The sequence below is a fragment of the Flavobacterium bizetiae genome, from assembly GCF_024271895.1.
Classification (GTDB): Bacteria; Bacteroidota; Bacteroidia; order Flavobacteriales; family Flavobacteriaceae; genus Flavobacterium; species Flavobacterium bizetiae.
The window spans coordinates 2,026,352-2,050,427 of sequence record NZ_CP091861.1 but is presented as its reverse complement, the minus strand read 5'-3'; the positions used below and the strand labels follow the sequence as shown (position 1 = coordinate 2,050,427).

The 24,076-nt window shown below is 34.2% G+C and carries 24 protein-coding genes and 2 tRNA genes; 14 read left to right on the top strand and 12 right to left on the bottom strand.

Annotated features, from left to right (window positions below):
- Positions 1–496: 496 nt before the first annotated feature.
- The 3 genes from purT to L0669_RS09030 are packed head-to-tail and all read left to right on the top strand — an operon-like array spanning position 497 to position 2,552.
- Positions 497–1,657, top strand: coding sequence for a formate-dependent phosphoribosylglycinamide formyltransferase (gene purT / locus L0669_RS09040; protein WP_263762906.1), 1,161 nt, complete (start codon positions 497–499; stop codon positions 1,655–1,657).
- Between the two features lie 2 nt (positions 1,658–1,659).
- Positions 1,660–1,977, top strand: coding sequence for a DUF6370 family protein (locus L0669_RS09035; protein WP_173969820.1), 318 nt, complete (start codon positions 1,660–1,662; stop codon positions 1,975–1,977).
- Positions 1,977–2,552, top strand: coding sequence for a Crp/Fnr family transcriptional regulator (locus tag L0669_RS09030; protein ID WP_263762903.1), 576 nt, complete (start codon positions 1,977–1,979; stop codon positions 2,550–2,552). The genes L0669_RS09035 and L0669_RS09030 overlap by 1 nt, the downstream gene beginning before the upstream one ends.
- A 205-nt stretch (positions 2,553–2,757) precedes the next feature.
- On the opposite strand, the gene aceA is transcribed toward L0669_RS09030, so the two are convergent.
- Together aceA and aceB are read right to left on the bottom strand one after the other, a co-directional pair.
- Positions 2,758–4,038 carry an isocitrate lyase gene (gene aceA, locus L0669_RS09025; RefSeq protein ID WP_263762900.1) on the bottom strand — a complete coding sequence of 427 codons (1,281 nt, stop codon included), beginning with the start codon at positions 4,036–4,038 and terminating at the stop codon, positions 2,758–2,760.
- Positions 4,039–4,175: 137 nt separating this feature from the next.
- A complete protein-coding gene (aceB, locus tag L0669_RS09020) occupies positions 4,176–5,777 on the bottom strand; it encodes a malate synthase A (RefSeq protein WP_263762898.1) in 1,602 nt (533 codons plus the stop codon).
- Positions 5,778–5,973: 196 nt separating this feature from the next.
- On the opposite strand from aceB, the gene L0669_RS09015 reads away from it, so the two are divergent.
- The 5 genes from L0669_RS09015 (at position 5,974) to L0669_RS08995 (ending at position 10,214) form a co-directional block, all read left to right on the top strand.
- Positions 5,974–7,455 carry a helix-turn-helix domain-containing protein gene (locus L0669_RS09015; protein ID WP_083693556.1) on the top strand — a complete coding sequence of 494 codons (1,482 nt, stop codon included), beginning with the start codon at positions 5,974–5,976 and terminating at the stop codon, positions 7,453–7,455.
- Between the two features lie 5 nt (positions 7,456–7,460).
- Positions 7,461–7,820 (top strand): hypothetical protein, encoded by a 360-nt coding sequence (locus tag L0669_RS09010; RefSeq protein ID WP_263762896.1) that lies wholly within the window; start codon positions 7,461–7,463, stop codon positions 7,818–7,820.
- 468 nt (positions 7,821–8,288) lie between these two features.
- Complete coding sequence (locus tag L0669_RS09005; protein ID WP_263762893.1) at positions 8,289–9,005, top strand: pirin family protein; 717 nt, start codon at positions 8,289–8,291, stop codon at positions 9,003–9,005.
- A 174-nt stretch (positions 9,006–9,179) separates the two neighbouring features.
- Complete coding sequence (locus tag L0669_RS09000; protein ID WP_263762890.1) at positions 9,180–9,410, top strand: (4Fe-4S)-binding protein; 231 nt, start codon at positions 9,180–9,182, stop codon at positions 9,408–9,410.
- 270 nt (positions 9,411–9,680) lie between these two features.
- Positions 9,681–10,214 (top strand): YceI family protein, encoded by a 534-nt coding sequence (locus L0669_RS08995; RefSeq protein ID WP_263762887.1) that lies wholly within the window; start codon positions 9,681–9,683, stop codon positions 10,212–10,214.
- Between the two features lie 258 nt (positions 10,215–10,472).
- Here the strand turns inward: L0669_RS08995 and L0669_RS08990 are convergent, their stop codons facing one another.
- Positions 10,473–11,336 carry a helix-turn-helix transcriptional regulator gene (locus L0669_RS08990; protein WP_263762885.1) on the bottom strand — a complete coding sequence of 288 codons (864 nt, stop codon included), beginning with the start codon at positions 11,334–11,336 and terminating at the stop codon, positions 10,473–10,475.
- Between the two features lie 181 nt (positions 11,337–11,517).
- Between L0669_RS08990 and L0669_RS08985 the strand changes: the two genes are divergently transcribed.
- A complete protein-coding gene (locus L0669_RS08985; protein WP_041517577.1) occupies positions 11,518–11,880 on the top strand; it encodes a DUF983 domain-containing protein in 363 nt (120 codons plus the stop codon).
- 71 nt (positions 11,881–11,951) lie between these two features.
- A complete protein-coding gene (gene fabD, locus L0669_RS08980; RefSeq protein ID WP_056190824.1) occupies positions 11,952–12,827 on the top strand; it encodes an ACP S-malonyltransferase in 876 nt (291 codons plus the stop codon).
- 400 nt (positions 12,828–13,227) lie between these two features.
- Here the strand turns inward: fabD and L0669_RS08975 are convergent, their stop codons facing one another.
- From L0669_RS08975 to L0669_RS08955, 5 genes are all read right to left on the bottom strand, one after another.
- Positions 13,228–13,422: a hypothetical protein gene (locus tag L0669_RS08975; RefSeq protein ID WP_263762882.1), complete on the bottom strand. Its 195-nt coding sequence runs from the start codon at positions 13,420–13,422 to the stop codon at positions 13,228–13,230.
- A gap of 59 nt (positions 13,423–13,481) precedes the next feature.
- Positions 13,482–14,387: a DMT family transporter gene (locus L0669_RS08970; RefSeq protein WP_263762879.1), complete on the bottom strand. Its 906-nt coding sequence runs from the start codon at positions 14,385–14,387 to the stop codon at positions 13,482–13,484.
- Between the two features lie 78 nt (positions 14,388–14,465).
- Positions 14,466–15,482, bottom strand: a complete 1,017-nt coding sequence (gene galE, locus L0669_RS08965) for a UDP-glucose 4-epimerase GalE (RefSeq protein WP_173969832.1) — start codon at positions 15,480–15,482, stop codon at positions 14,466–14,468.
- A gap of 16 nt (positions 15,483–15,498) precedes the next feature.
- Positions 15,499–15,939, bottom strand: a complete 441-nt coding sequence (locus tag L0669_RS08960; RefSeq protein WP_263762875.1) for a nuclear transport factor 2 family protein — start codon at positions 15,937–15,939, stop codon at positions 15,499–15,501.
- A 2-nt stretch (positions 15,940–15,941) separates the two neighbouring features.
- The gene (locus L0669_RS08955) at positions 15,942–17,075 is read right to left on the bottom strand and encodes a DegT/DnrJ/EryC1/StrS family aminotransferase (protein ID WP_263762873.1); all 1,134 of its coding nucleotides are present in this window, start codon (positions 17,073–17,075) and stop codon (positions 15,942–15,944) included.
- A gap of 136 nt (positions 17,076–17,211) precedes the next feature.
- Between L0669_RS08955 and L0669_RS08950 the strand changes: the two genes are divergently transcribed.
- Together L0669_RS08950 and L0669_RS08945 are read left to right on the top strand one after the other, a co-directional pair.
- Positions 17,212–18,441, top strand: coding sequence for a 3-deoxy-D-manno-octulosonic acid transferase (locus tag L0669_RS08950; protein ID WP_263762871.1), 1,230 nt, complete (start codon positions 17,212–17,214; stop codon positions 18,439–18,441).
- Positions 18,442–18,789: 348 nt separating this feature from the next.
- Positions 18,790–19,002: a PG1828 family lipoprotein gene (locus tag L0669_RS08945; protein ID WP_055095081.1), complete on the top strand. Its 213-nt coding sequence runs from the start codon at positions 18,790–18,792 to the stop codon at positions 19,000–19,002.
- A 115-nt stretch (positions 19,003–19,117) separates the two neighbouring features.
- Here L0669_RS08945 and L0669_RS08940 read toward each other — a convergent pair whose 3' ends face one another.
- The 4 genes from L0669_RS08940 to mutS all read right to left on the bottom strand — a co-directional run bounded on the left by L0669_RS08940 (position 19,118) and on the right by mutS (position 22,782).
- Entirely contained in the window at positions 19,118–19,492 is a 375-nt protein-coding gene (locus L0669_RS08940; protein WP_173973298.1) for a DUF1508 domain-containing protein, read from the bottom strand.
- Positions 19,493–19,853: 361 nt separating this feature from the next.
- Positions 19,854–19,939, bottom strand: a tRNA-Leu gene (locus tag L0669_RS08935).
- A 14-nt stretch (positions 19,940–19,953) separates the two neighbouring features.
- Positions 19,954–20,026 (bottom strand) — tRNA-Gly (locus L0669_RS08930).
- 149 nt (positions 20,027–20,175) lie between these two features.
- The gene (mutS, locus tag L0669_RS08925; RefSeq protein WP_263762869.1) at positions 20,176–22,782 is read right to left on the bottom strand and encodes a DNA mismatch repair protein MutS; all 2,607 of its coding nucleotides are present in this window, start codon (positions 22,780–22,782) and stop codon (positions 20,176–20,178) included.
- 158 nt (positions 22,783–22,940) lie between these two features.
- Between mutS and L0669_RS08920 the strand changes: the two genes are divergently transcribed.
- Positions 22,941–23,375 carry a DUF1573 domain-containing protein gene (locus L0669_RS08920; protein ID WP_263762867.1) on the top strand — a complete coding sequence of 145 codons (435 nt, stop codon included), beginning with the start codon at positions 22,941–22,943 and terminating at the stop codon, positions 23,373–23,375.
- Between the two features lie 78 nt (positions 23,376–23,453).
- Positions 23,454–23,996: an RNA methyltransferase gene (locus L0669_RS08915; protein WP_194618096.1), complete on the top strand. Its 543-nt coding sequence runs from the start codon at positions 23,454–23,456 to the stop codon at positions 23,994–23,996.
- The last annotated feature ends 80 nt before the right edge of the window (positions 23,997–24,076 follow it).

The window sequence follows — 24,076 nt, the reverse complement described above, 5'->3', positions numbered from 1 at the left end:
ATTAACAAATAATTACACCTAAAAATAATTTGGGCGTGTCCCTCCGGGTCGGGCTATCCGCTGCAAGTCCTCGCACTTCCTTCGTCAGGCTGTGGGCTTTCCACTTCTATCCCTCACGCAAAACGTAAAACAAAAACTTTTATATTTATAATTCCTCACAATCTTGTCATTTCGAGGAACGAGACCCGAGCGATAGCGAACAGGCGAAGCAAACCTCCGCAAGCAACTCCGTTCCAATAAGCCAATCTTTGTAGAGTTTATCGTGGAGGTTTCTCGTTCCTCGAAATGACAAACTATACGGTTACTTTATTTAAAAATTAAAATCTCGTAGAAAAAATAAATCTGCTCGATCTGCAAAATCTGCGAGAAACCTTTGCAAACCTTATTTTATCTTAAAAACAAAAACTTATCGCTCTTTGCGTAAATCTTTGCGAACTTTGCGGTTAAAAAAAGCTTTTTCTGTACTTTTACTACTCAAACCATACAACACTCCAAAATGAAAATACTACTCCTTGGTTCAGGCGAATTAGGCAAAGAATTTGTCATTGCCGCACAACGAATCGGACAAACCATAATTGCTGTTGATAGTTACGAAAATGCTCCCGCAATGCAAGTTGCACACGGTTTTGAAGTTATCAATATGCTCGACGGCGAAGCTTTAGACAGAATCGTAGCCAAACACCAACCAGATTTTATAGTTCCAGAAATAGAAGCCATTCGTACCGAACGTTTTTACGATTACGAAAAACAAGGCATCACCGTTGTTCCTTCAGCGAAAGCGGCAAACTTTACCATGAACCGTAAAGCCATTCGTGATTTAGCCTCAAAAGAATTAGGTTTAAAAACAGCCAAATATCAATACGCAACTTCTGCCGAAGAATTACAAAAAGCCGTTCAGGAAGTTGGAATTCCGTGTGTGGTAAAACCCTTAATGTCTTCATCCGGAAAAGGACAATCGACTATAAAAACCGAAAGTGATATCGAGAAAGCATGGCAATATGCTGTTGCAGGTTCTCGTGGCGATGTTATCGAAGTTATTGTAGAAGCTTTTGTCGATTTCAATTCGGAAATCACACTTTTAACGATTACTCAAAATAATAATCCAACCTTGTTTTGCGCACCAATTGGTCATAGACAAGAACGTGGTGATTATCAGGAAAGCTGGCAACCCGCTTTAGTTTCAGAAAAAGATTTGTACGAAGCTCAGGATATGGCCGAAAAAATTACTGAAGCGCTTGGAGGAGCTGGACTTTTTGGAGTTGAATTTTTCCTAACCAATGACGGCGTTTATTTCTCAGAACTTTCTCCGCGTCCACATGATACCGGAATGGTAACTTTGGCCGGAACACAGAATTTTAATGAATTCGAATTGCATTTACGTGCTATTTTAAGTCTTCCTATTTTCGAAATTACTCTTGAAAAAGCCGGAGCAAGTGCCGTAATTTTAGCATCAGAAAATTCTACAAACCCTACTTTTACCGGAATCGAAAAAGTAGCAGCATTACCAAAAACCGATTTCAGAATCTTCGGAAAACCAACTTCAAGACCTTATCGCCGAATGGGAGTTGTATTAAGTCATGATTCATTAGCCACTCCAATAGAAGAAATCGTAGAACGCGCCAAAGCAACTTCAAAATTAATAACCGTAAACTCTTAAAAATGAAAAAAGCATTATTTATATTCTTCCTATTTGTTGGAATCGCAACTCAGGCTCAGGATAAAAAAACAACCGAAAAACCTCAAATCGTAGAAACTGCTTGTGGCGAATGTCAATTTGGAATGAAAGGCAAAAGTTGTGATTTAGCCGTTCGCATTGACGGGAAACCTTACTTTGTTGACGGAACCACAATCGATGAACATGGCGACGCTCATGCTGAGGATGGCTTTTGCAATAAAATCCGTAAAGCTTCTGTAACCGGAAAAGTAGTAAACAACCGTTTTAAAGCCACTTCATTCACTTTGATAAAAGAACAATAATGGAGTTAATTCTTGAAAATATTGCCAAACACGTTTCGTTAACACCAGAAGAACAATCTCTTTTTTTATCAAAAACCGAAAAGCATACTTATAAAGCTAAAACCATTTTACTAAGCGCCGGAGAAGTTTGTAAACATTCTTACTTTGTCAATTCCGGAATTTTAAGAAGCTTCAATATCAACGATAATATCGTAGAACATGTTCTGTCATTTGCCTGTCAAGGCTGGTGGATCAGCGATATGTACAGCTATTTTTCACAAAAACCAGGACAGCTTTTTATAGAAGTTTTAGAAGACGCAGAATTAATTTCTTTGTCTAAAGAAAACCAGGAACAATTATTTCACGAGATTCCAAAATTAGAACGCTTTTTCAGGATATTAATAGAGAATTCATTAGTTGCCAATCAACAGCGATTAATGGACAATTTAAGTTTACCGGCCGAAGAACGTTTCGATAAATTCTGTAAAAAATACGGGACTTTAGTTCACAAAGTTCCTCAAAAACAAATCGCTTCATTTATTGGTGTTACACCTGAATTTTTCAGCAAAATGAAAGCTAGGCTTTTGAAGAAATAGATTTTTTTGCCACAGATTTCACAGATTAAAGGGATTAAAAAAATGTTGCCACGAATTTCACGAATTCACACGAATTTTAATTCAATTTTTGCGCTAACCAATTTGTGTCAATTCGTGAAATTCGTGGCAAAAAAAATCCTTTTAATCCCTTTAATCTGTGGCAAAAAACAAAAAACCAGTTCAATGAACTGGTTTTTCTTTTGAATTAAAATTGCTCAACCTCCGTAGAATGTTCCATCGCCGTTATAGTTGATTTCCCTATCATCACCGTATTCTGAACGGCATCGAAATAAGAAGTTCCTACGAACGCCTGATGTTTTACCGCTCTGAATCCGCTATTCTGCAAAGCGAATTCTCTTTCCTGCAATTCAGAATATCCTGCCATTCCGCGTTCTTTATACGCTTTAGACAATTCGAACATACTCGTATTCAAAGCATGGAATCCTGCCAAAGTAATGAACTGGAATATATATCCCATCGCAGCCAAATCTTCTCTGAATGTTTCCATTTCAGCAACTGATAATTTTGCCGCCCAGTTGAACGATGGTGAACAATTGTATGCCAACATTTTATCCGGAAATTCTTTTTTCATGGCATCAGCAAACTTTTTAGCATAAACCAAATCCGGATTACTGGTTTCCATCCAAATTAAATCTGCGTAAGGCGCATAGCTTAAGCCTCTAGCGATTCCCTGATCGATTCCGCTATTTACATAGAAGAAACCTTCATTTGTTTTTTCGCCAGTTATAAATTTAGCATCTCTTGGGTCTGCATCACTGGTCAATAAATTAGCCGCATCCGCATCTGTTCTTGCCACAATAAGTGTTGAAACTCCCATAACGTCTGACGCCAAACGAGCTGCAATCAATTTATTAATTGCTTCTTGCGTTGGAACCAAAACTTTCCCTCCTAAATGTCCGCATTTTTTGGCGGAACTTAACTGATCTTCAAAATGAACTCCTGAAGCCCCCGCTTCAATCATTGATTTCATTAATTCGAAAGCATTTAAGTTTCCGCCAAAACCAGCTTCGGCATCCGCCACAATCGGAACTAAGTAATCTTTTTTATCTTCAACTCCATTTACAGTCTGAATCTGATCAGCACGTAACAAAGCATTATTTATTTTCTTTACCACCATAGGCACACTGTTTACCGGATAAAGCGATTGGTCAGGATACATTTCTCCCGCCAAATTTGCATCAGCGGCAACTTGCCATCCACTCAAATAAATCGCTTCTAAACCCGCATCGACTTCCTGAATCGCCTGATTTCCTGTCAACGCGCCCAAACCAGCAACATAATCCTGACTTTTTAACTTTCTCCATAATTTTTGCGCTCCCATTTTGGCAATAGAATGCTCAATTTGATACGATCCCTGAAGCGTCACTACTTCTGTAGCGGTATAAGGACGTTCAACACCTTTCCATCTTGGGTTCGTAATCCAATCGTTAATCAATTCCTGAATTCTGTCTTCTGTTGTTTTCATAAATAGTTTAGTTAAAGTGGTTAGTAAAAGCATTTCATTCAATTAAAAATTGAGAATTAAAAATTAAAAAGCGGTGTTATTTACTAAAACTATGCGCAAAAAATATTTTTAATTTTTAATTCTCAATTTTTAATTCTTTATAAATATTTGTAGCACGGAATCGTTAAGAAATCAACAAAATCTGGATTTACAACCAATCTTTCTAAGACTTTTTCAGCCAAAGGAAATTGACGTTTTTCGTGATTTTCCTCGCCTAATTCGTCTTTGATTTTTTTAAATTCGTCTAAGGCCAATTCATGATAATAAGACAAATCTAATTTTCGCCCATTATCTAAAAGCACTTTGTTTTGAAGCCATTGCCACAATTGCGATCTCGAAATTTCAGCCGTTGCCGCATCTTCCATCAAATTATGTAATGCTGCGGCGCCTTGTCCGTTAAGCCATGAAGCCAGATATAAAACTCCAACGTTTATATTTTTTCGAACACCATTTTCAGTGATGATTCCAATTGGTGGTTCAATTAGATCTGCCTCTGTAATTTTTCGATGTTCTCTTTTTATATGAATCTGATTTGGAGTTGGCATTCCTTTATCAAAAATTTCTTTTGCAATGGCAACCAAATCCGGATGTGCTACCCAGGTTCCGTCGTGACCATTTTTCACTTCTCTTTCTTTATCAGTTTTTACTTTTGCAAAAGCAACAGCATTGGCTTCTTCATTATTTCGAATCGGAATTTGAGCTGCCATTCCGCCAATCGCATGAATACCTCTTTTATGACATCTTTGAATTACCAAATTCGAATAGGCATTCATAAAAGGCGAAGTCATATTTACCTGATCACGATCGGGAACAATGAATTTTGGATTTTTTCTAAACTTTTTGATGTAGGAGAAAATATAATCCCAACGTCCGCAATTCAAGCCAACGATATGTTCTTTTAGTTCGTAAATGATTTCATCCAGCTGAAAACTAGCAGTAATAGTCTCGATTAAAACCGTCACTTTTATTGTGCCTCTTTTCAGTTTTAGATAATCTTCGGTAAAATCAATTACAGTATTCCACCAACGTGCTTCGAGATAATGTTCTAATTTCGGAATATAGAAATACGGCCCTGAATTGTTTTCTAAAAGTCGTTTATGATTGTGAAAAACATACAAACCAAAATCTACCAAAGAACCGGAAACTTCATTTCCTTCTATCAAAACATGTTTTTCAGGCAAATGCAAACCTCTCGGACGTACAATTAGCGTTGCCGTTTTCTCATTTAAATGATAGGACTTTTGTTTCGCCAAATCGGTATAGGTAATTGTTTTGTTAACCGCATCGATTAAATTCATTTGCCCGTCCATCAAATTTTGCCAGGTTGGCGAAGTACTATCTTCAAAATCGGCCATAAAAGTTTTGGCACCAGAATTTAAAGCATTGATAATCATTTTACGATCAACAGGCCCGGTGATTTCTACTCTTCTGTCCAGTAAATCTTTTGGGATTTCTCCAGCTGTCCAATTACCTTCTCTGACACTTTTTGTTTCCGGAGTAAAAACCGGCATGACGCCCTGATCAAAAGCAGTTTGTTTTTGTTCGCGTTGTAACAATAACAGTTTTCGTTGCGATTCGAATTTTCGATGCAAATCGGTGATAAAAACAATTGCTTCTTCTGTCCAGATCTTTGGATAAGAAAGCTTCTTTTCGGCTAAAAATTCCATTGCCGTCTCGGTAATTTCTAATTGGTTTTTCATAGCTGTGGATTTTATTTTCATTAGTAAGAATCGAATAGCTTATATCTTTTTTAAATTTAAAAAACACAACTACTTGATATCTAATAATTTCTACACCACAATATTAGAAAAAAGTTTTTTACAAAACAAGCGAACGTTCGCTAAATATTAAAAATATTTTTTTGGCGATTATTTTTGAATTGATTATATTTGATTTATGGATATCGAAAAAGACTATATAAAGCTGATCTTTGGGCTAAAACTCAAGCAAGTTCGCACCCAAAAAAATCTTTCACTTTTTGGCTTAGCCAAACTCACAAATCTTTCAAAATCATACTTAAATGAGATTGAAAAGGGAAAAAAATATCCAAAAACAGATAAAATTTTACTGCTTTGTACGCATTTAGACATTCCTTATGATCAATTAGTATCGTTAAAACTCGATAATAACCTTGCTCCGATTGGAGAAATTTTAAAGTCAGGAATTTTAAAAGAGATTCCGCTGGAGCTTTTTGGAATTCAGGAAGCTGATTTAATTGACATTATTGCGAATGCTCCGGCAAAAGTCAATGCGTTTATTAGTACGATTATCGAAATTGCGCAACATTATAATCTAAGCCGCGAAAGTTTCTTTCTGGCTGCTTTGCGTTCCTATCAGGAAGCGCACAGTAATTATTTTGAAGATCTTGAAGAAAAAGTAATTGCGTTTTCGAAGTCGTTTCAGATTAATCTAGATTCTAAAATTAGCATTGAAGAATTGCAGGCTATTCTAAAAGAAGAATACGAATACACTATAAAAGAAATTGTTTTTACAGATCAGGAAGCTTTGGGTGATTTGCGTTCGATTTATGTTCCTAAAAGCAAAACTTTATTGCTTTCTACAGAACTTGATGCACCGCAAAAAGCTTTTATTTTAGCCAAAGAAATTGCCTATAATTACCTAAACATTTCAGATCGACTACTGACTTTCAGTTGGATTAAGTTTGAAAATTTCGATCAGGTTTTACACAATTTTTACGCTTCTTATTTTGCCGGTGCTTTATTATTGCCGAGAAAATTAATTGTAGATAAAATCAATTCTTTCCTGGAAAATGAAAATCCGAAACCGGAAGCTTTTGTAGCATTAATAGAAAGCTTTGAAGTTTCGCCGGAATCATTTTACCAACGTTTAACCAATTTATTACCGAAAGATTTTCAGCTGAAAAACTTGTTCTTTTTAAGATTATCGCATAGGGTTGGCTCTGATGTTTATCAAATTAATAAAGAATTACATATTACGCATCAGCAGGAACCGCACGCGAATGAAACCAACGAACATTATTGCAGAAGATGGGTTTCGGTTAAAACAATTGATGAAGCGATCAAACAAAATAAATCTCACTTTTTTGATGCTCAAATATCGAGCTACGCCAATAGCGGAAATGAATATTTGGTTTTCTCTTCGGCCACAAAAGATCCTTTTTCTGAAAATTACATCCGAAGTATTTCTGTGGGAATTTTAATTACTCCGGCAATGAAAAAGAAATTCAAATTTATTGAAGGCAAACCTTTGGTAAAACGAATTGTGGGCGTTACTTGCGAAACTTGTGCCGTTCAGGATTGTCTCGAAAGAGCTGCACCGCCAATTGTTTTAGAAAGAAAAAAACGCCATGAGAATACCGATGCAGTTGTACAGCAGTTTATAAGTCAATATAGTTAAGCGCCATGAAATATTTTACTTTAATACTAACATTACTTTCTATTAATTTAGACCAGAAAACGGAAAAGCTTACTGGTCGTTATAATTATTTAATCGAAGACAACAATTCCTACTTTCAAAAAGACAAAATCACTTTTAATGATAGCGTTTTTGCTTTTGATAATAAGTACCTGCCAAAAGGAAAAATTTTGTATGGCAACGTAATACTATTGGACAATTTCATCAATACTGACTTAATTATAAGTATCCCAAAAGACCAAATTAAAAAAGACACTATTCCGTTTTACATGCATGATAAGCAAAGTTCTGCTTCGAACTATCTTGACGAAGTTGTTGGAAAAGGGATATTGATTAAGATTAAATAATTAAGTTTTTAATAATCTCGCAAAGTCGCGAAGTTTTATTGTTCTTTTTGAAATCAACCACAATCTTGTGATCTCGACGAAGGAGATATCGCACTAGAAACTCCGATCTAATAATCGTCAATCTTTGTCGATTATGATTTCGTAGAATGGATTTAAATCCATCCCTACATTATAATTCATTCCTCTGGAACTTTTATGCAAATTGCATTTCTTCTGAAAATGAAACTTCTAATCTAGCCCCGATAGAAGTGGAAATCCTTTTGTGCCGGTGTTCGGCACAAAAGATTGAAATGGATAGCGGGACGCAACGTTTTTTAAAAACCAAAACCTCTGCTCCTGAAAAAACTTAGAATCTTAGCATCTTAGCCCCTCAGAATCTCATAAAAATCTTTTCTTAATCTAGGTTAAGTGCGTTTCATTGACCTTGATGGTATCTTTGTACTATAAAATAACAAAACAAATAAGATCATGGAAAATATAGTATTGCACAAAGCAGAAACAAGAGGAAACGCAAATCACGGATGGTTGAACGCTTATCACAGCTTTAGTTTTGCGAGCTGGTACAATCCTGAAAGAATTCAGTTTGGAGCGCTTCGAGTTTTAAACGATGATACAATTGCGGGCGGAATGGGTTTTGGAACGCATCCTCATGATAATATGGAAATCATTACGATTCCGCTTGAAGGAGATTTAGCGCATAAAGATAGTATGGGGAATACTGAGATCATTAAACATGGTGATATTCAGGTGATGAGTGCAGGAACTGGTGTTCAACACAGTGAATTTAACCCAAATGCTGATCAGCAAACTAAGCTTTTACAAATCTGGTTGTTCCCGAATAAAAGAAATGTAGATCCTCGTTACCAACAAATTACTTTAGATGTTGCTGACAGACATAATAAATTAGCGCAAGTTTTGTCTCCTAATGCAGACGATGAAGGTGTTTGGATTCATCAGGATGCCTGGTTTAATATGGGTAATTTTGACTCAGGTGTGTCTACTGAATATAAAATTAAAAAAGAAGGAAACGGGGTTTACGCTTTCGTCTTAAAAGGAAATGTAACGATCAACGGTCAGGAATTAAACACTCGTGATGCGGTTGGAATTTCAGGAACTGATACTTTAAACATTAAAGCCAATACAGATGCTGAGTTTTTATTGATGGACATTCCGATGAATTATTAATTCATAGATTACAATTAATATTTTTTTTCTTGAAACGATATATAAGTTGATATTCAGCTTATTATCGTTTCTTTTTTGCCCAATTTTTATCAGAACTAAAAAAGAAAACGTATTTTTATTAGATAAAATTTGGTTTTATTCTACTCAAAACTAACCATTTAAAAACTTTCGATCATGAATCCAGATAACTTAACCAAAGAATATACAAACGGAGAAGTAACCATTGTTTGGCAATCCGGAAAATGCATACATTCTGCTAACTGTGTAAAAAATAATCCGGATGTTTTTCATCCAAAAGAAAAACCCTGGATTTTACCTGAGGCTTCGACTTCTGAAAAAATTATACAAACGATTCATAAATGTCCTTCGGGAGCTTTGACTTATTATATCAACAATAAAAGCTAAACTAAGCAACAGATTTGTTTCTTTAGTTTGCCACAGATTACATAGATTAAAAAGGATTTTTTCTCTGCTTTTCCAGAATATATAATCCGTGAAAATCTTTTAATCTGTGGCAAAAAAAATCTTCACTTCACTTTATAATACAATTGTAAAATCTGATAATCAAAAAAATATCAGATTTTTCATTTCTTAATCTAGATTAAGTGTGTTTCGAGTACTACGGACGTAACTTTGCCCTATCAAAATGAAATTAATTATTTAAAAATAAAAATTATGGCAACTACAAAATGGTCAATTGACCCAACACATTCAGAAATTGGTTTTAAAGTTAAACACATGATGTTTACAAATGTTTCAGGTAAATTTGGAACTTACGACGCAACAATTACTTCAGACGGAGAGAACTTCGAAAATGCTGCAATCGAATTTTCTGGTGATATCGCTTCTATCGACACTGCAAATGCAGACAGAGACGGTCACTTAAGAAGTGCAGATTTTTTTGATGTTGAAAACAATCCGAAATTAACTTTCAAGGCTTCATCTTTCAAAAAAATTGATGCTGGAGATTATGAATTAACTGGAGATTTAACAATCAAAGGTATTTCAAAAGAAGTTAAATTTCCTGTAGAATATAGCGGAATCTTAACTGATCCTTGGGGAAATACAAAAGTAGGTTTAAGTATAGAAGGAAAAATCAATCGTAAAGACTGGGGCTTAAACTGGAACTCTGCTCTTGAAACAGGGGGTGTTTTAGTTGGAGAGGAAGTTCGTTTAAACATTGAATTACAATTTGTAAAACAAGCTTAATTCTTTTAGAATAGATTTAATTTGATTGGTTAAAAGCCAGCACTTTTTTAGGAAGTGCTGGCTTTTTTTTGGTTTGCTACGAATTACAATAATTTGCACGAATTATTATTTTTTTTTTGCCACAGATTAAAAGATTAAAAAAAGATTTTTTTTTCTAGTACGCGAATAATAATCAGTGAAAATCTCTTAATCTGTGGCTAAAACTATTTCAGAATTTGAGAAAAAAATTAGTGCAAATTATTGTAATTCGTGGCAAAACTATCGTACAGTATTTCGGAATTCTGTTGGTGACATTCCGGTTTGTTTTTTGAAGAATCGGGAGAAATAGGAGTAATCTTCGTAGCCTACTTTGAACGCTACTTCGTTTACGGCTAATTGTTTGTCGATCAGCATTCTTTTTATTTCTAAAACGACACGATCTGTAATGACTTCGGTGGCTGTTTTTTGAAGAATTTCGTTGCAGATTCTGTTTAAATGCTTCAAAGTTATATTTAGTTTTTCGGCATAAAAAGAAGGCAATTTTTCTTGTCTGAAATATTGCTCCAAAAGCATTTCGAACTTATCGATTTTAATATTATAGGAATGCGTTTGATGCGAATAGGTCTCATTGTATTTGCGGGCAATTTCGATATGAATGCAATCTAGTAAATTAAGCATTTTATCGAGTTGATAGCGATTTTCCTGATTGTTTTCCTGAATTAGCAAATCAAAATAAGGCTGAATTTTTGGGATTTCTTTTTCGTCGAAAACCATTTCAGGCCGGTTATGAATCGAATGGTAAAAATTATACTCATTAATATTTTTTTGTCCGAAATAGAGATTATACAATTCCTGCGAAAAGATGATCACAAAGCCTTCAATATCTTCAGACAAACTCCAATGATGCATTTGTCCGGGCTGTAAAACGAACAAACTTCCTCTTTTTATTGCGAATTGATCAAAATCGACTTCGTGCTGCCCTGAACCTTTCGTGAAAAATACCATTAAATAGGAATCATGTCGGTGTGGTTCTTCGACAAAACTGTGACTTTTTAAATGTTCTTTGAATGTATTTACATAAAAATCACGGTGAATATCGTTGCAACTGAAATTCTGAACACTATAAACGGGATATCTTTTCATATGCGATTAAATTTTAGATTGCAGATTTTAGATTTTTGGATTTGTTATTTGAGATTTCAGATTTTGGAATTTGGAATTTTTTTCAAAAAAATGTCCTTATTGTGCTATAAGTAGCGAAGATATAAAAAAGACTTTAATACTACTCTGAATTACCTTTGTATAAATAAAAAACAACAAGATCATGTCAAGTGCATTAACTCATATTTTAAGCAACGAATGTCCTATTTGTCATAAAGGAAAAGTTTTTAAAGACAAAAATATTTTTCTGAATTTTGGTTTACCAAAAATGAATGAATACTGCAGTCATTGCAATTACAAGTTCCAGAAAGAGCCTGGTTATTTCTTTGGTGCTATGTACGTAAACTACGGATTAACAGTTGCTCAGGGAATTGCGACCTATTGTATTGCTCAGTTTTTCTTTGAGAAAAATTTCGATTTAAGAATTATTCCCATTATTGCGGTTGTGATTACTTTACTCACATCTTTTAATCTTAGATTTTCAAGATTAGCGTGGATTTATATGTTTAAGGATTATACGAAGTAAAAAAGTGTTATTTTTGCCTTTCAATTGAAACTAATTTTCAATTCAAAAAAATTCAATCTTAAATTAGACAAATGAAAGCATACGTATTTCCGGGTCAGGGCGCACAGTTTACAGGAATGGGCAAAGACTTATATGAATCATCGGCTTTAGCCAAAGAATTATTCGAAAAAGCTAATGAAATTCTAGGTTTTAGAATTACAGATATTATGTTCGAAGGTACTGCCGAAGAACTAAAAGAAACCAAAGTAACTCAACCAGCTGTATTTTTACACTCGGTTATTTTAGCCAAAACTTTAGGCGAAGATTTTAAACCAGAAATGGTTGCAGGACATTCTTTAGGAGAATTCTCTGCATTGGTTGCTAACGGAACTTTATCTTTTGAAGATGGTCTTAAATTAGTTTCTCAACGTGCTCTTGCTATGCAAAAGGCTTGCGAAATTACTCCATCTACAATGGCTGCCGTTTTAGGCTTAGCGGATAATATCGTTGAAGAAGTTTGTGCTTCTATCGACGGAATCGTGGTTGCTGCAAACTACAACTGTCCTGGACAATTGGTAATTTCAGGAGAAACTACTGCTGTTGAAAAAGCTTGTGAAGCTATGAAAGCTGCCGGAGCAAAACGTGCTTTGATTTTACCTGTTGGAGGAGCTTTTCACTCACCAATGATGGAGCCTGCAAGAGAAGAATTGGCTGCTGCAATTGAAGCAACTACATTCTCTACTCCTATTTGCCCGGTTTATCAAAACGTAACTGCAAATGCGGTTTCTGATGCCAACGAAATCAAAAAGAACTTAATTATTCAATTGACTGCTCCTGTAAAATGGACTCAATCTGTGCAACAAATGATCGCTGATGGTGCTACTTTGTTTACGGAAGTCGGTCCAGGAAAAGTATTGGCTGGTTTGATTAATAAAATTGACAAAGAAGCGGTTACTGCTAATGCTTAATTAGTATTCAGTTTTTAGTCGCAGTTTTCAGTTATTGACGATATAAATAAAAAATCCTCATGAACAGATTGTTTATGAGGATTTTGCTTTTATAACTCATTTGATTCAATACAATGATTATTAGTAATTCCGGTAATTAGATAATTTTGATCTCTTTTTTCAAAGAAGATATACCAAGTCGTTCTACTATTAGTTTTATAAAAAATATAATTGGAGCCTAAATATTGAAGAGGTTTTGGAGTTTTCTTATGAGGAGATTTTTTAATTCTTTCTGGAATGGCATCGTAAATATCATCAACATATTCATCTGCAGATTCTATAAAACCAAAGTATTATTTTTTATACAGGATTATAACCAAATCATTAAGATAACTAATTACAGGGGACGTATAAATAACTTCTATTTTCCCCACCATTCCCTAATTCTCCTTTTAGATTCTGCTTTTGCTTCCTCTAGCGTTAATCCTTTTGCGAATTCTGCATCAAAATCAAAAGTTTCAGGATCTATACCTTTAAATTTAGGTTTTTGAATTTCATATTCAACTGCAGGTTCTTCAACCTTATCATTCTTTTTATTTTCTTTATCCGAATCCATAATTCCTACATTTTTAATCTTACAAATTTACAAAACAAATTAAATCAAAGTGATTCTTTTTACAAAGCTTTCTTTTCCTTCTTTTTATAATTTACAATAAAAACACCCAGAATAATAAGTGCTGTCGCTATAACAAAATCAATTGTAATTACTTCATCTAAAAGCAGCCAGCCTAAAAAAACAGCGATTATTGTATTGATATACGATAAAATCGAAACCTGAACCGCCGTAACATGTTTTAAAGCATAATTATAACAGAAAAAAGCAATCACCGAACCAAAAATTGACAAATACAAAGCAGCGAAAATACTCTTTGAACCCCACGAATTAAAATCCGGATTTGGCGAAAAAATAGACGCCAATACAAGCTGAATACAAGACGCCATTGTAAACTGATAAAATAAATTCAGTGTTATGTTGTTCGATTTATTAACGTGCGTTTTCGTATAAATTGTTCCTGCTGCCCAAGCTAAAATTGCAAGTCCCATAAACATTACTCCAGTTCTATAGTCAGCATCTAAAAATGATCCGAGTCCGTCTTTAAAAATAAAAACTACTCCGGAAAATCCAATTATTACACCTACAAATCCTCTGATACTCATTTTCTGCAATCCAAACATAATACTTCCTAAAAAGATAAGAATAGGAGTCAGCGCATTTATAACCGATGCTAGTCCGCTTGGTATATTTTGCTCAGCAATCGTAGTAAAACCATTGGCAATCACAATCATTAAAATCGAAGGAACAAGCTGACGTTTTAGATTTTCCCAGCCAATCCATTTTAATTCTTTTTTGAATAATAAAATCGTCATCATGACCAATCCCGCCAATCCCTGACGTATTGAAGTGACAAACCAGGGCGGAATCGTTTCAACTGCCACCTTAATCCCTAAAAACGTTGTCCCCCAAACAATTCCAACAGCTGAGAGGGCAATAATTAATTTATAATCTAAATTTTGTTTCATAAAAATGCCAGTTAAAAAAAATCCCAAATTATATTGCTATAATCTGGGATTTAAAAAATTTATAATTTTATTCAAAAATTATTTATTCCTCACTTTTTGTTCCCATTTCCAGGCGCTTGCCATTGCTTCGTCTAAACTTAGTTCAGCCTTCCATCCTAAGACATTATTTGCCTTATCTGTATTTGCGTAAGCTTCAGTAATATCTCCCTCACGACGAGGCTTAATTACGTATGGTAATTTTTTATCGCTTACTTTTTCGAAACTATGAATGACTTCCAGAACAGAACTTCCTTTTCCTGTTCCTAAATTGAAAGTTTCAACTTTTGCCAAATTCTTTTTATTCAGTAAACGCTGTAACGCAATTACGTGTGCTTTTGCCAAATCTACAACATGAATATAATCACGAACCGCAGTTCCGTCAGGCGTTGGATAATCATCTCCAAAAACTGATAATTCATTACGTAATCCTACTCCTGTTTGCGTAATAAAAGGCACTAAATTTTGAGGAACTCCTAATGGTAATTCTCCAATTTCAGTACTTGCATGCGCTCCAACCGGATTAAAATAACGTAATAAGATTGCGCTAATATTAGTTACTTTGGCTGTATCTGTAATGATTTCTTCTCCTATTTGCTTTGTGTTTCCGTAAGGAGACATTGCTGCTTGCACGGGAGCATCTTCTGTAATTGGCATTTTTTCGGCTTGACCGTAAACCGTACAAGAAGAACTAAAAATAAAACTTGCTTCAGGTTTTTGCTGTAATTCCTGTAACAAATAAACCAGCGAAGCAATATTGTTTTCATAATACAATAAAGGCTGCTCAACACTTTCTCCCACTGCTTTTGAAGCTGCAAAATGAATTACTCCGGTAACATCGTTATGTTTTTTAAAGAAATCCTGAACTGACGCTTTTTCTCGTAAATCTAATTTTTCGAATAAAGGCGTTTTTCCTGTAATAGCCGTAATTCCTTTTAAAACCTCTTCTGAAGAGTTCGAAAGATTATCAATTATCACTACTTCAAAGCCTTCGTTTTGCAATTCGACTACAGTGTGAGAACCAATAAATCCTAATCCTCCTGTTACTAATACTTTCATTTTGTGGTTGTTTTTATTATGTAGTTAATTTGTATGCTTGTCTGGCAATCAAAATCCAGTTATTTTTTTGCTTTACCCAAACAAGCATTATTCCTATTTTAATATCTCTGTCAATTCCATCATCTTTAGTGTGCGCCGAAAGAACGTGTCTCACTATCGCTACATCATTTTGAATCGATATGGTTTGATTTTGAAAATCTATAGTAACGAAATCCGATTTTCCGCTTACGATTCCATCTATAAATTCTGCCTGATTTTGAAAATTACCATTCGAATGAACGTAACTCAAATTTTCAGAAGTCAATGCTTTTAATTTTACACCATCAGCATCAATCATTGCTTTACGCAAAATTTCAACCTGATTACTAACTGCTGTTTCTTGTTTAGCATTCGACTTTTGAGCAAAAACCGAAAACTGAACCAGCATCATTAAAATTAAAAGACGAAAACTTTTCATAATTATTTATTCAAAAACTCTAAAACAGCATCTGTAATAAATTTAATTTGCTCATCATCAAGCTCTGTATGCATTGGCAAAGCAATAACTTCTTGTACTAATTGATTTGTAACCGGAAATTGCTCTTCTTTATAACGAGGATCAACATATGCTTTTTGAGAATGCAACGGAATCGGGTAATAAATTGCACACGGGATTTGTTTATCCTGCAAATGCTGCAATAAAGCATTTCTGTCTGCATCGATAATTCTCAATACATATTGATGAAAAACGTGATCATTTTCGTTTGCATCAAACTTTGGTGTAATAATATGCGCATTTCCTGCGAAAGCTGCATTGTATTTCGAAGCCGCTAAACGACGTGCTGCATTATATTCATCTAAAAGCGGCAATTTTGCATTTAAAACTCCAGCCTGAATACTATCTAAACGAGAATTTACTCCCACAACATCATGGTGGTAACGCTCGTACATTCCGTGATTTACGATTCCGCGAATGATGTGCGCCAATTTATCGTCATTGGTAAAAATTGCTCCACCATCTCCATAACAACCTAAGTTTTTAGAAGGGAAGAATGAAGTTGCAGCAACGTGACCAATAACACCTACTTTGCTTTTTGTACCTGATTTAGAAATATAATCGGCTCCAATTGCTTGTGCATTATCTTCGATTACATATAAATTATGTTCTGCAGCAATTTCCATAATCGCATCCATATTAGCCGCGCGACCAAATAAATGCACCGGAACAATTGCCTTTGTTTTTGGCGTGATTGCTTTTTTAATTGCGTCGATATCAATGTTCATATTCAGCATATCAACATCAACCAAAACCGGAGTTAATTGCAATAAAGCAATAACCTCAACAGTTGCAGCAAAAGTAAAATCGGCAGTAATTACCTCGTCGCCTGGTTTTAAATCTAATCCCATCATGGCAATTTGCAAAGCATCAGTACCATTTGCACACGGAATTACGTGTTTTGCTCCTAAATAGTCTTCAAGATTTTTTTGAAATTGATGAACCAATGGTCCATTTATATAAGTATTTGTATCTAAAACTTCTTGAATCGAAGCATCAACGGTAGTTTTTATTTTTTCGTATTGACTCTTTAAGTCAACCATTTGAATTTTTTTCATTTTCAATATATTTTTAAAATTAAAGACCCGTTTTGTAATCAGAATCTCTAAAAGGAAGAACAAAAATAGTTATTTAATACCTTCAAACCAATGAAAATAATCGAAAGAACCGTAATTTAGCCACAAAAATAAACAGATGCTTTTTCTATATAATTTAGTTATTTCTATTGCGGGGTTTTTTCTGAAAATTGTAGCACCTTTTAGTCCGAAAATTAAACTTTTTGTAGCCGGTAGGAAAAATGTTTTTTCTATTCTGGAAGAAAAAATAAAATCCTCAGATAAAACTATTTGGTTCCACTCAGCCTCACTTGGCGAATACGAACAAGGCTTACCTGTAATCGAAAAAATCAAAGAAAAATACCCTGACCATAAAATTATCGTTACTTTTTTCTCTCCTTCAGGCTACGAAGTACGCAAAAACAATACAGTTGCAGACGTTACTGTTTATTTGCCATTAGACACTAAAAGCAATGCGAAGAATTTTTTAAAATTAGCGCATCCTGAATTGGCATTCTTCATTAAATATGAATTCTGGCTGAATTATTTAAAAGAATTAGAAACAAGTAAAACTCCGACCTATTTAATTTCCGGGATTTTCAGAGACAATCAGATGTTTTTTAAATGGTATGGCGGTTTTTACCGAAAAGCATTAAAAGCATTCACTTACTTTTTTGTTCAGAATGAAAGTTCGAAACAAAAAATTGAAGCGATTGGTTTTCACAACGTAATTGTTTCCGGCGACACACGTTTTGATCGCGTAAATGCTATTTTAGAAAGAGACAATACACTTGATTATATTGAAAATTTCAAAAATAATGCACCTACTATAGTAATAGGAAGCTCGTGGCCAAAAGATGAAGCTTTATTAGCCGAATATATTAATCAGGCACCGGATCATGTAAAATTTATTATTGCTCCGCACAACATCAAAGCAGATCAAATAGCGAGTTTAAAAAGTCAAATTACAAAATCGACTGTATTATTTTCAGAAAAAGAGCATCAAGATTTATCAAAATTCAATGTCTTTATTATCGATACAATAGGATTACTAACTAAAATCTACAGCTACGGAACGATAGCTTATGTAGGAGGAGGTTTTGGCAATCCGGGAATTCATAATATTCTAGAACCTGCTACATTTGGAATGCCAATTGTAATTGGACCTAATTACTCTAATTTTGCAGAAGCAGTTCAATTAGTTGCACTTGAGGGATGTATTGTAATTTCTAACAATAATGAATTAAAAGAAAGTCTGGATCGTTTGCTTAATGATCAAAATTTTCTTGAAGAAAAAAGCCGCATTTGCAGATCCTATATTCAGGACAATACAGGAGCAACAAATACCATTATGAATATCGTTTCTTAAGCGATTTATTCAAACAATATAGTATTTACTGTCGTTATTATTTATAAAAGAGCTTAAATGAGCTCTTTTTCGCTTTTTGAACTTATCAAATAATGAATCAAAAACAAAATAAACTGCAAGGAAGAGAATAGAAACAGCCAATTCTCTTATTGAATATTCAACAAAAAATAATTTATTCGAAAAATACAACAATATAACATAATTTTAGCATTGTGGCATATTATTTGATAACTAAGATAATCGTGAGCAATGAAAATATTTTAAAAAAAAAATAAAAAAATATTTTACATATTAAAAAATTTATATCTTTGCCACGAATTAATAATTAACCTTTTATAATAAAGTAAGATGAAAAAAGTATTTTTAAGTTTAGCTGTTGTTGCTGTTTTAACTGTTGTTTCTTGTAAAAAAGCTGATGCTGCAGCTACTGAGTCTGTAGATTCTACTGCTGTTGCTGTTGATTCTGCTGCTGCTGTAGTTGATTCTGCTGCTGCAACTGTTGATTCTGCTGCTGCTAAAGTTGATTCTGCTGCTGCTAAAGTAGAAGAAGTAAAAAAATAATTAGAACCTAAGTTCTAAAAATTTTAAAACCATCCTTGAGATGGTTTTTTTTTGTGATTAATTTAAAATTAATCATTACCATAAAAAAAGCGTCCGCAATTGCGAACGCTTTTTTTTATTCCTCAACCTCCTCTTCAACTTCTTCATCTTCAAAAATCGATTCACTCGACGAGAAGTCCAAAACTTCTGATTTTGCAGCATAATTTACAATTTCCTTTATTCCTTTCTGCAAAAGCAATTCTGTTGTGTACTTTCGACTTGTAGCAAAATGAACCTCACCCAACATCAACTTAAAAAAATACTTCCCTCCAGAGCCTTTAAACTTCAAAAACCTGGCCTGATCTATATTTGCTTTAAACTTCTCAATATCCTCCTCGCCTTCAAACTTCAATTCATAACTCAAACTCGTAAATATCACTTTACCCTTCCTCGAAGTAAATACGAATTTATACTCATCGTTAAACCTTTTACTAATTACGAAAGCACCCATTTATTATTTTAGATTTTAGATTATTGATTTTAGCCCCGATAGCTAGCGGGGGCAGATTCTTAGATTCTTAGATTCTTAGATTCTTAGATTCTTAGATTCTTAGATTCTTAGATTCTTAGATTCTTAGATTCTTAGATTCTTAGATTCTTAGATTCTTAGATTCTTAGATTCTTAGATTCTTAGATTCTTAGATTCTTAGATTCTTAGATTCTTAGATTCTTAGATTCTTAGATTCTTAGATTCTTAGATTCTTAGATTCTTAGATTCTTAGATTCTTTAAAATAAATTTACTTCGTAAATTTATTTTACGCCGTGCGAGTTTACACAATAAAAAAAGCCTCTTCAAAAGAAGAGGCTTTAGTACTCAGAGCGGGACTTGAACCCGCACGAACATTGCTGTTCACTGGATTTTAAGTCCAGCGTGTCTACCAATTTCACCATCCGAGCATTATAGGACATTGAGCGAAAAACGGGGCTCGAACCCGCGACCTCGACCTTGGCAAGGTCGCGCTCTACCAACTGAGCTATTTTCGCATTTCAAATTCTTGTAAGAACTACAATACCTGAATTGTTCTGTATTGCGAGTGCAAATTTAGGACATTTATTCAATTACACAAGCCTTTTTTGAAAAAAAAATCTACTTATTTTATAACTTTCTGATAACCTAAACTTTAAATCTGAAATTATTTTTTAACCAACATTCTTTTAATCTCGTTAAGCTTCATTAAGGCTTCAACCGGTGTTATTGCATTTATATCAAGACTCATGATCTCTTCTTTTATTTCTTCCAACAAAGGATCATCCAGATTAAAGAAACTCATTTGCATTTCATCACCAGCTTCTTTTATTCCGTTTAAAGCATCACTTGAATGATTCTTTTCTAATTTCTTTAATAGCTTTTGCGCTTTCAAAATTACAATTTGAGGCATTCCCGCCATTTTTGCAACATGAATTCCAAAACTATGCGCACTTCCTCCTTTTACAAGCTTTCTGATAAAAAGAACGGTATCTTTTAATTCTTTTACCGCCACATTATAATTCTGAATTCTTGGCAAGGATTCTGTCATTTCATTCAATTCATGATAATGCGTTGCAAACAACGTTTTTGGTTTCCCAGGATGTTCATGCAAAAACTCCGCAATAGCCCAGGCAATCGAGATTCCGTCATACGTACTTGTTCCTCTTCCAATTTCATCTAAAAGTACTAAACTACGATCAGAGATATTATTCAAGATAGAAGCCGTTTCGTTCATCTCGACCATAAAAGTAGATTCTCCCATCGAAATATTATCTGATGCTCCTACTCTGGTAAAGATTTTATCTACAATTCCCATTCTTACACTATCAGCCGGAACAAAACTTCCCATTTGAGCCAATAGTACAATCAGAGCGGTTTGCCTTAAAATAGCCGACTTACCGGACATGTTAGGACCGGTAATCATAATAATTTGCTGCGTTTCTCTGTCTAAATAAACATCGTTGGCAATATATGGAGTTCCAACCGGCAATTGTTTTTCGATAACCGGGTGTCTTCCGTTTTTAATTTCAAGCTCAAAAGTTTCATCAATTTCAGGACACACATATAAATTCTCTACCGCCAATTGTGTAAATGAGCATAAACAATCTAATTGCGCCACTAAATTAGCATTCATCTGAACAGGCTTGATATAAGTAGCAATCCAGGCCACTAATTGCTCAAAAAGATCTGTTTCTATTTTATGAATTTTCTCTTCAGCTCCTAAAATCTTTGTTTCGTATTCTTTTAATTCTTCTGTAATATAACGCTCGGCATTTACCAAAGTTTGTTTACGAATCCATTCTGTTGGCACTTTATCTTTATGCGTATTTCTCACTTCGATATAATAACCAAAAACATTATTGAAAGATATTTTCAAAGAAGAAATTCCGGTTCTTTCTGATTCTCTTTTTTCGATTCCTTCTAAATATTCTTTTCCGGAAGTTGAAATCGCACGCAAATCATCCAGTTCTTCACTAATACCTTTTGCAATTGCATTTCCTTTTGCAATCGCAACGGGTGCATCCTGATTTAAAGTAGTTTTTATTTTTTCTCTCAACAAATCACAGGCATGCAAACTATCTCCAATAACTTTTACAGCTTCTTGCGGACTTGCAAGCGCTAAAGTTTTGATCGGAATAATAGCATCAAGAGATTCTTTCAAATAAACAATTTCGCGCGGTGAAACTTTTCCGGCAGCAATTTTAGAGATCAAACGCTCTAAATCTGAAATTTGTTTGATTTGATATTGAATATTATACAGTACTTCAGAATTTGCTTTCAGATACGAAACCACATCATGACGTCCTTTTATTTTATTACTATCTTTTAATGGTAAAGCCAGCCAGCGTTTCAACAAACGTCCTCCCATTGGCGAAAGCGTTCTGTCGATTACATCTAAAAGCGTTACAGCATTTGGGTTATAACTATGATATAATTCTAAGTTTCTAATGGTAAAACGATCCATCCACACATAAGCATCTTCGGCAATACGCTGAATCGCGGTAATATGCTGCACACGATTGTGCTGTGTTTCGGACAGATAATATAAAATCGCTCCGGAAGCAATAATACCTTCTTTTAATTCTTCGATTCCGAAACCTTTCAATGAAACAGTCTGGAAATGTTTGGTTAAAGTTTCTAATGCATAATCTTCTTTATAAATCCAGTCTTCCAGGTAAAAAGTATGGAAATCTTCTCCAAAAGAAGCTTTAAAGTCTCCTTTATTATTCTTTGGAACCAGAATTTCACTCGGATTAAAATTCTGCAATAATTTATCGATGTATTCTGCATTTCCCTGAGCGGTTAAAAATTCTCCGGTTGAAACATCCAGAAAAGAAACTCCGATATTTTTATTAGCAAAATAAACAGATGCTAAAAAGTTATTTGTTTTTGATTGTAAAACCTCATCATTTAAAGAAACTCCGGGAGTTACCAACTCAGTAACACCACGTTTTACAATAGTTTTGGTCATTTTTGGATCTTCAAGCTGATCACAAATCGCTACACGAAGTCCGGCTTTAACCAATTTTGGCAAATACGTATTAATAGAATGATGCGGAAAACCAGCCAGAGCTGTTTCGGTTTCAGAACCCGCACCTCTTTTAGTCAAGGTAATACCAAGGATTTTAGATGCTCTAATAGCGTCTTCTCCAAAGGTTTCGTAAAAATCACCCACTCTAAAAAGCAGACATGCATCAGGATATTTTCTCTTGATTTCGTTGTACTGTTTCATTAAGGGTGTTTCTTTCACCACTTTCTCTTTCGCTGCCAAATTATTGTGTTTTTAAATGAAAAATTAAGACAGCGAATTTATAATATTTTAAAGGAATATCGAAGTGGATCAAAAATTAAAATATTTTAAGATTATTTTATATTAACATATTAGATTTTTCTATAGATTTGTTCATAATTAAAACAAAGATTCTAAAGATGAAAAAAATAATTTTATTCGCTATGTTAGCTGTAGTTGGAATTACTGCTTCTAACGCTCAAGCTAAGAAATCAACAGCTAAAGCTGCTAAAGTTGCTAAGGTTGAAGGAGCTGGAATGGCTTTTGAAACAGAAACTATTGATTACGGAACTATCGCTCACAATGCTGATGGACAACGTCAATTTGTTTTTGTAAACAACGGAACTAAACCATTAATCATTACAAATACACAAGGATCTTGTGGTTGTACTGTACCAACAACTCCAAAAGAGCCAATCGCTCCAGGTGCTAAAGGTATTATTGGTGTAAAATATGCTACTGACAGAGTTGGTGCTTTTACAAAAACGGTTACTGTAACTTCTAATGCTGAAGGACAACCAACAAAAGTACTTACTATTAAAGGTACAGTTTTACCAGATCCAGTAAAAAGCTAATCTGAAAAACAAAATAAAATAAATCGAAAAAGCTTCCTTATCTTTGGAAGCTTTTTTTATGACCTGAATACAACACAAATGAGAAAACTCGAAAATAGCGAACTGGACAGAAAATCGATTGAAGATTTTAAAAAATCAGACAAAACACCTCTTATAATAGTATTAGACGACATCCGTAGTTTACACAATATTGGATCTGTGTTTAGAACTTCTGATGCTTTTTTGGTTGAAAAAATAATCTTGTGTGGTATTACAGCAACTCCTCCCAATAAAGAAATTCACAAAACAGCTCTTGGTGCTACTGAAACCGTAGCTTGGGAACATCATGAAAATGTATTGGAAGTTATTGAAAATCTTAAAAAGGAAAACGTAATAACAATGGCTATTGAACAAGTCGAAAGTTCGGTTTTTCTTCAGGATTTTAAAGTAGAGAAAAATCAAAAATATGCGCTTGTTTTTGGTAACGAGGTTTATGGCGTTGCTCAGGAAGCGGTTGCCATTTGCGATGGTTGTATAGAAATTCCTCAACTAGGCACCAAACACTCCTTGAACATTGCAGTAAGCGCCGGAATTGTGGTTTGGGATTTATTTCAAAAATTAAACTGGCCAAATACGATTTAAAAGCAGAATTTACTTTCGTAAAATGTTATTTTTCAAGAGGATTTAAGATTTAAATGTTAGAAATCTAAATATATTTTTTT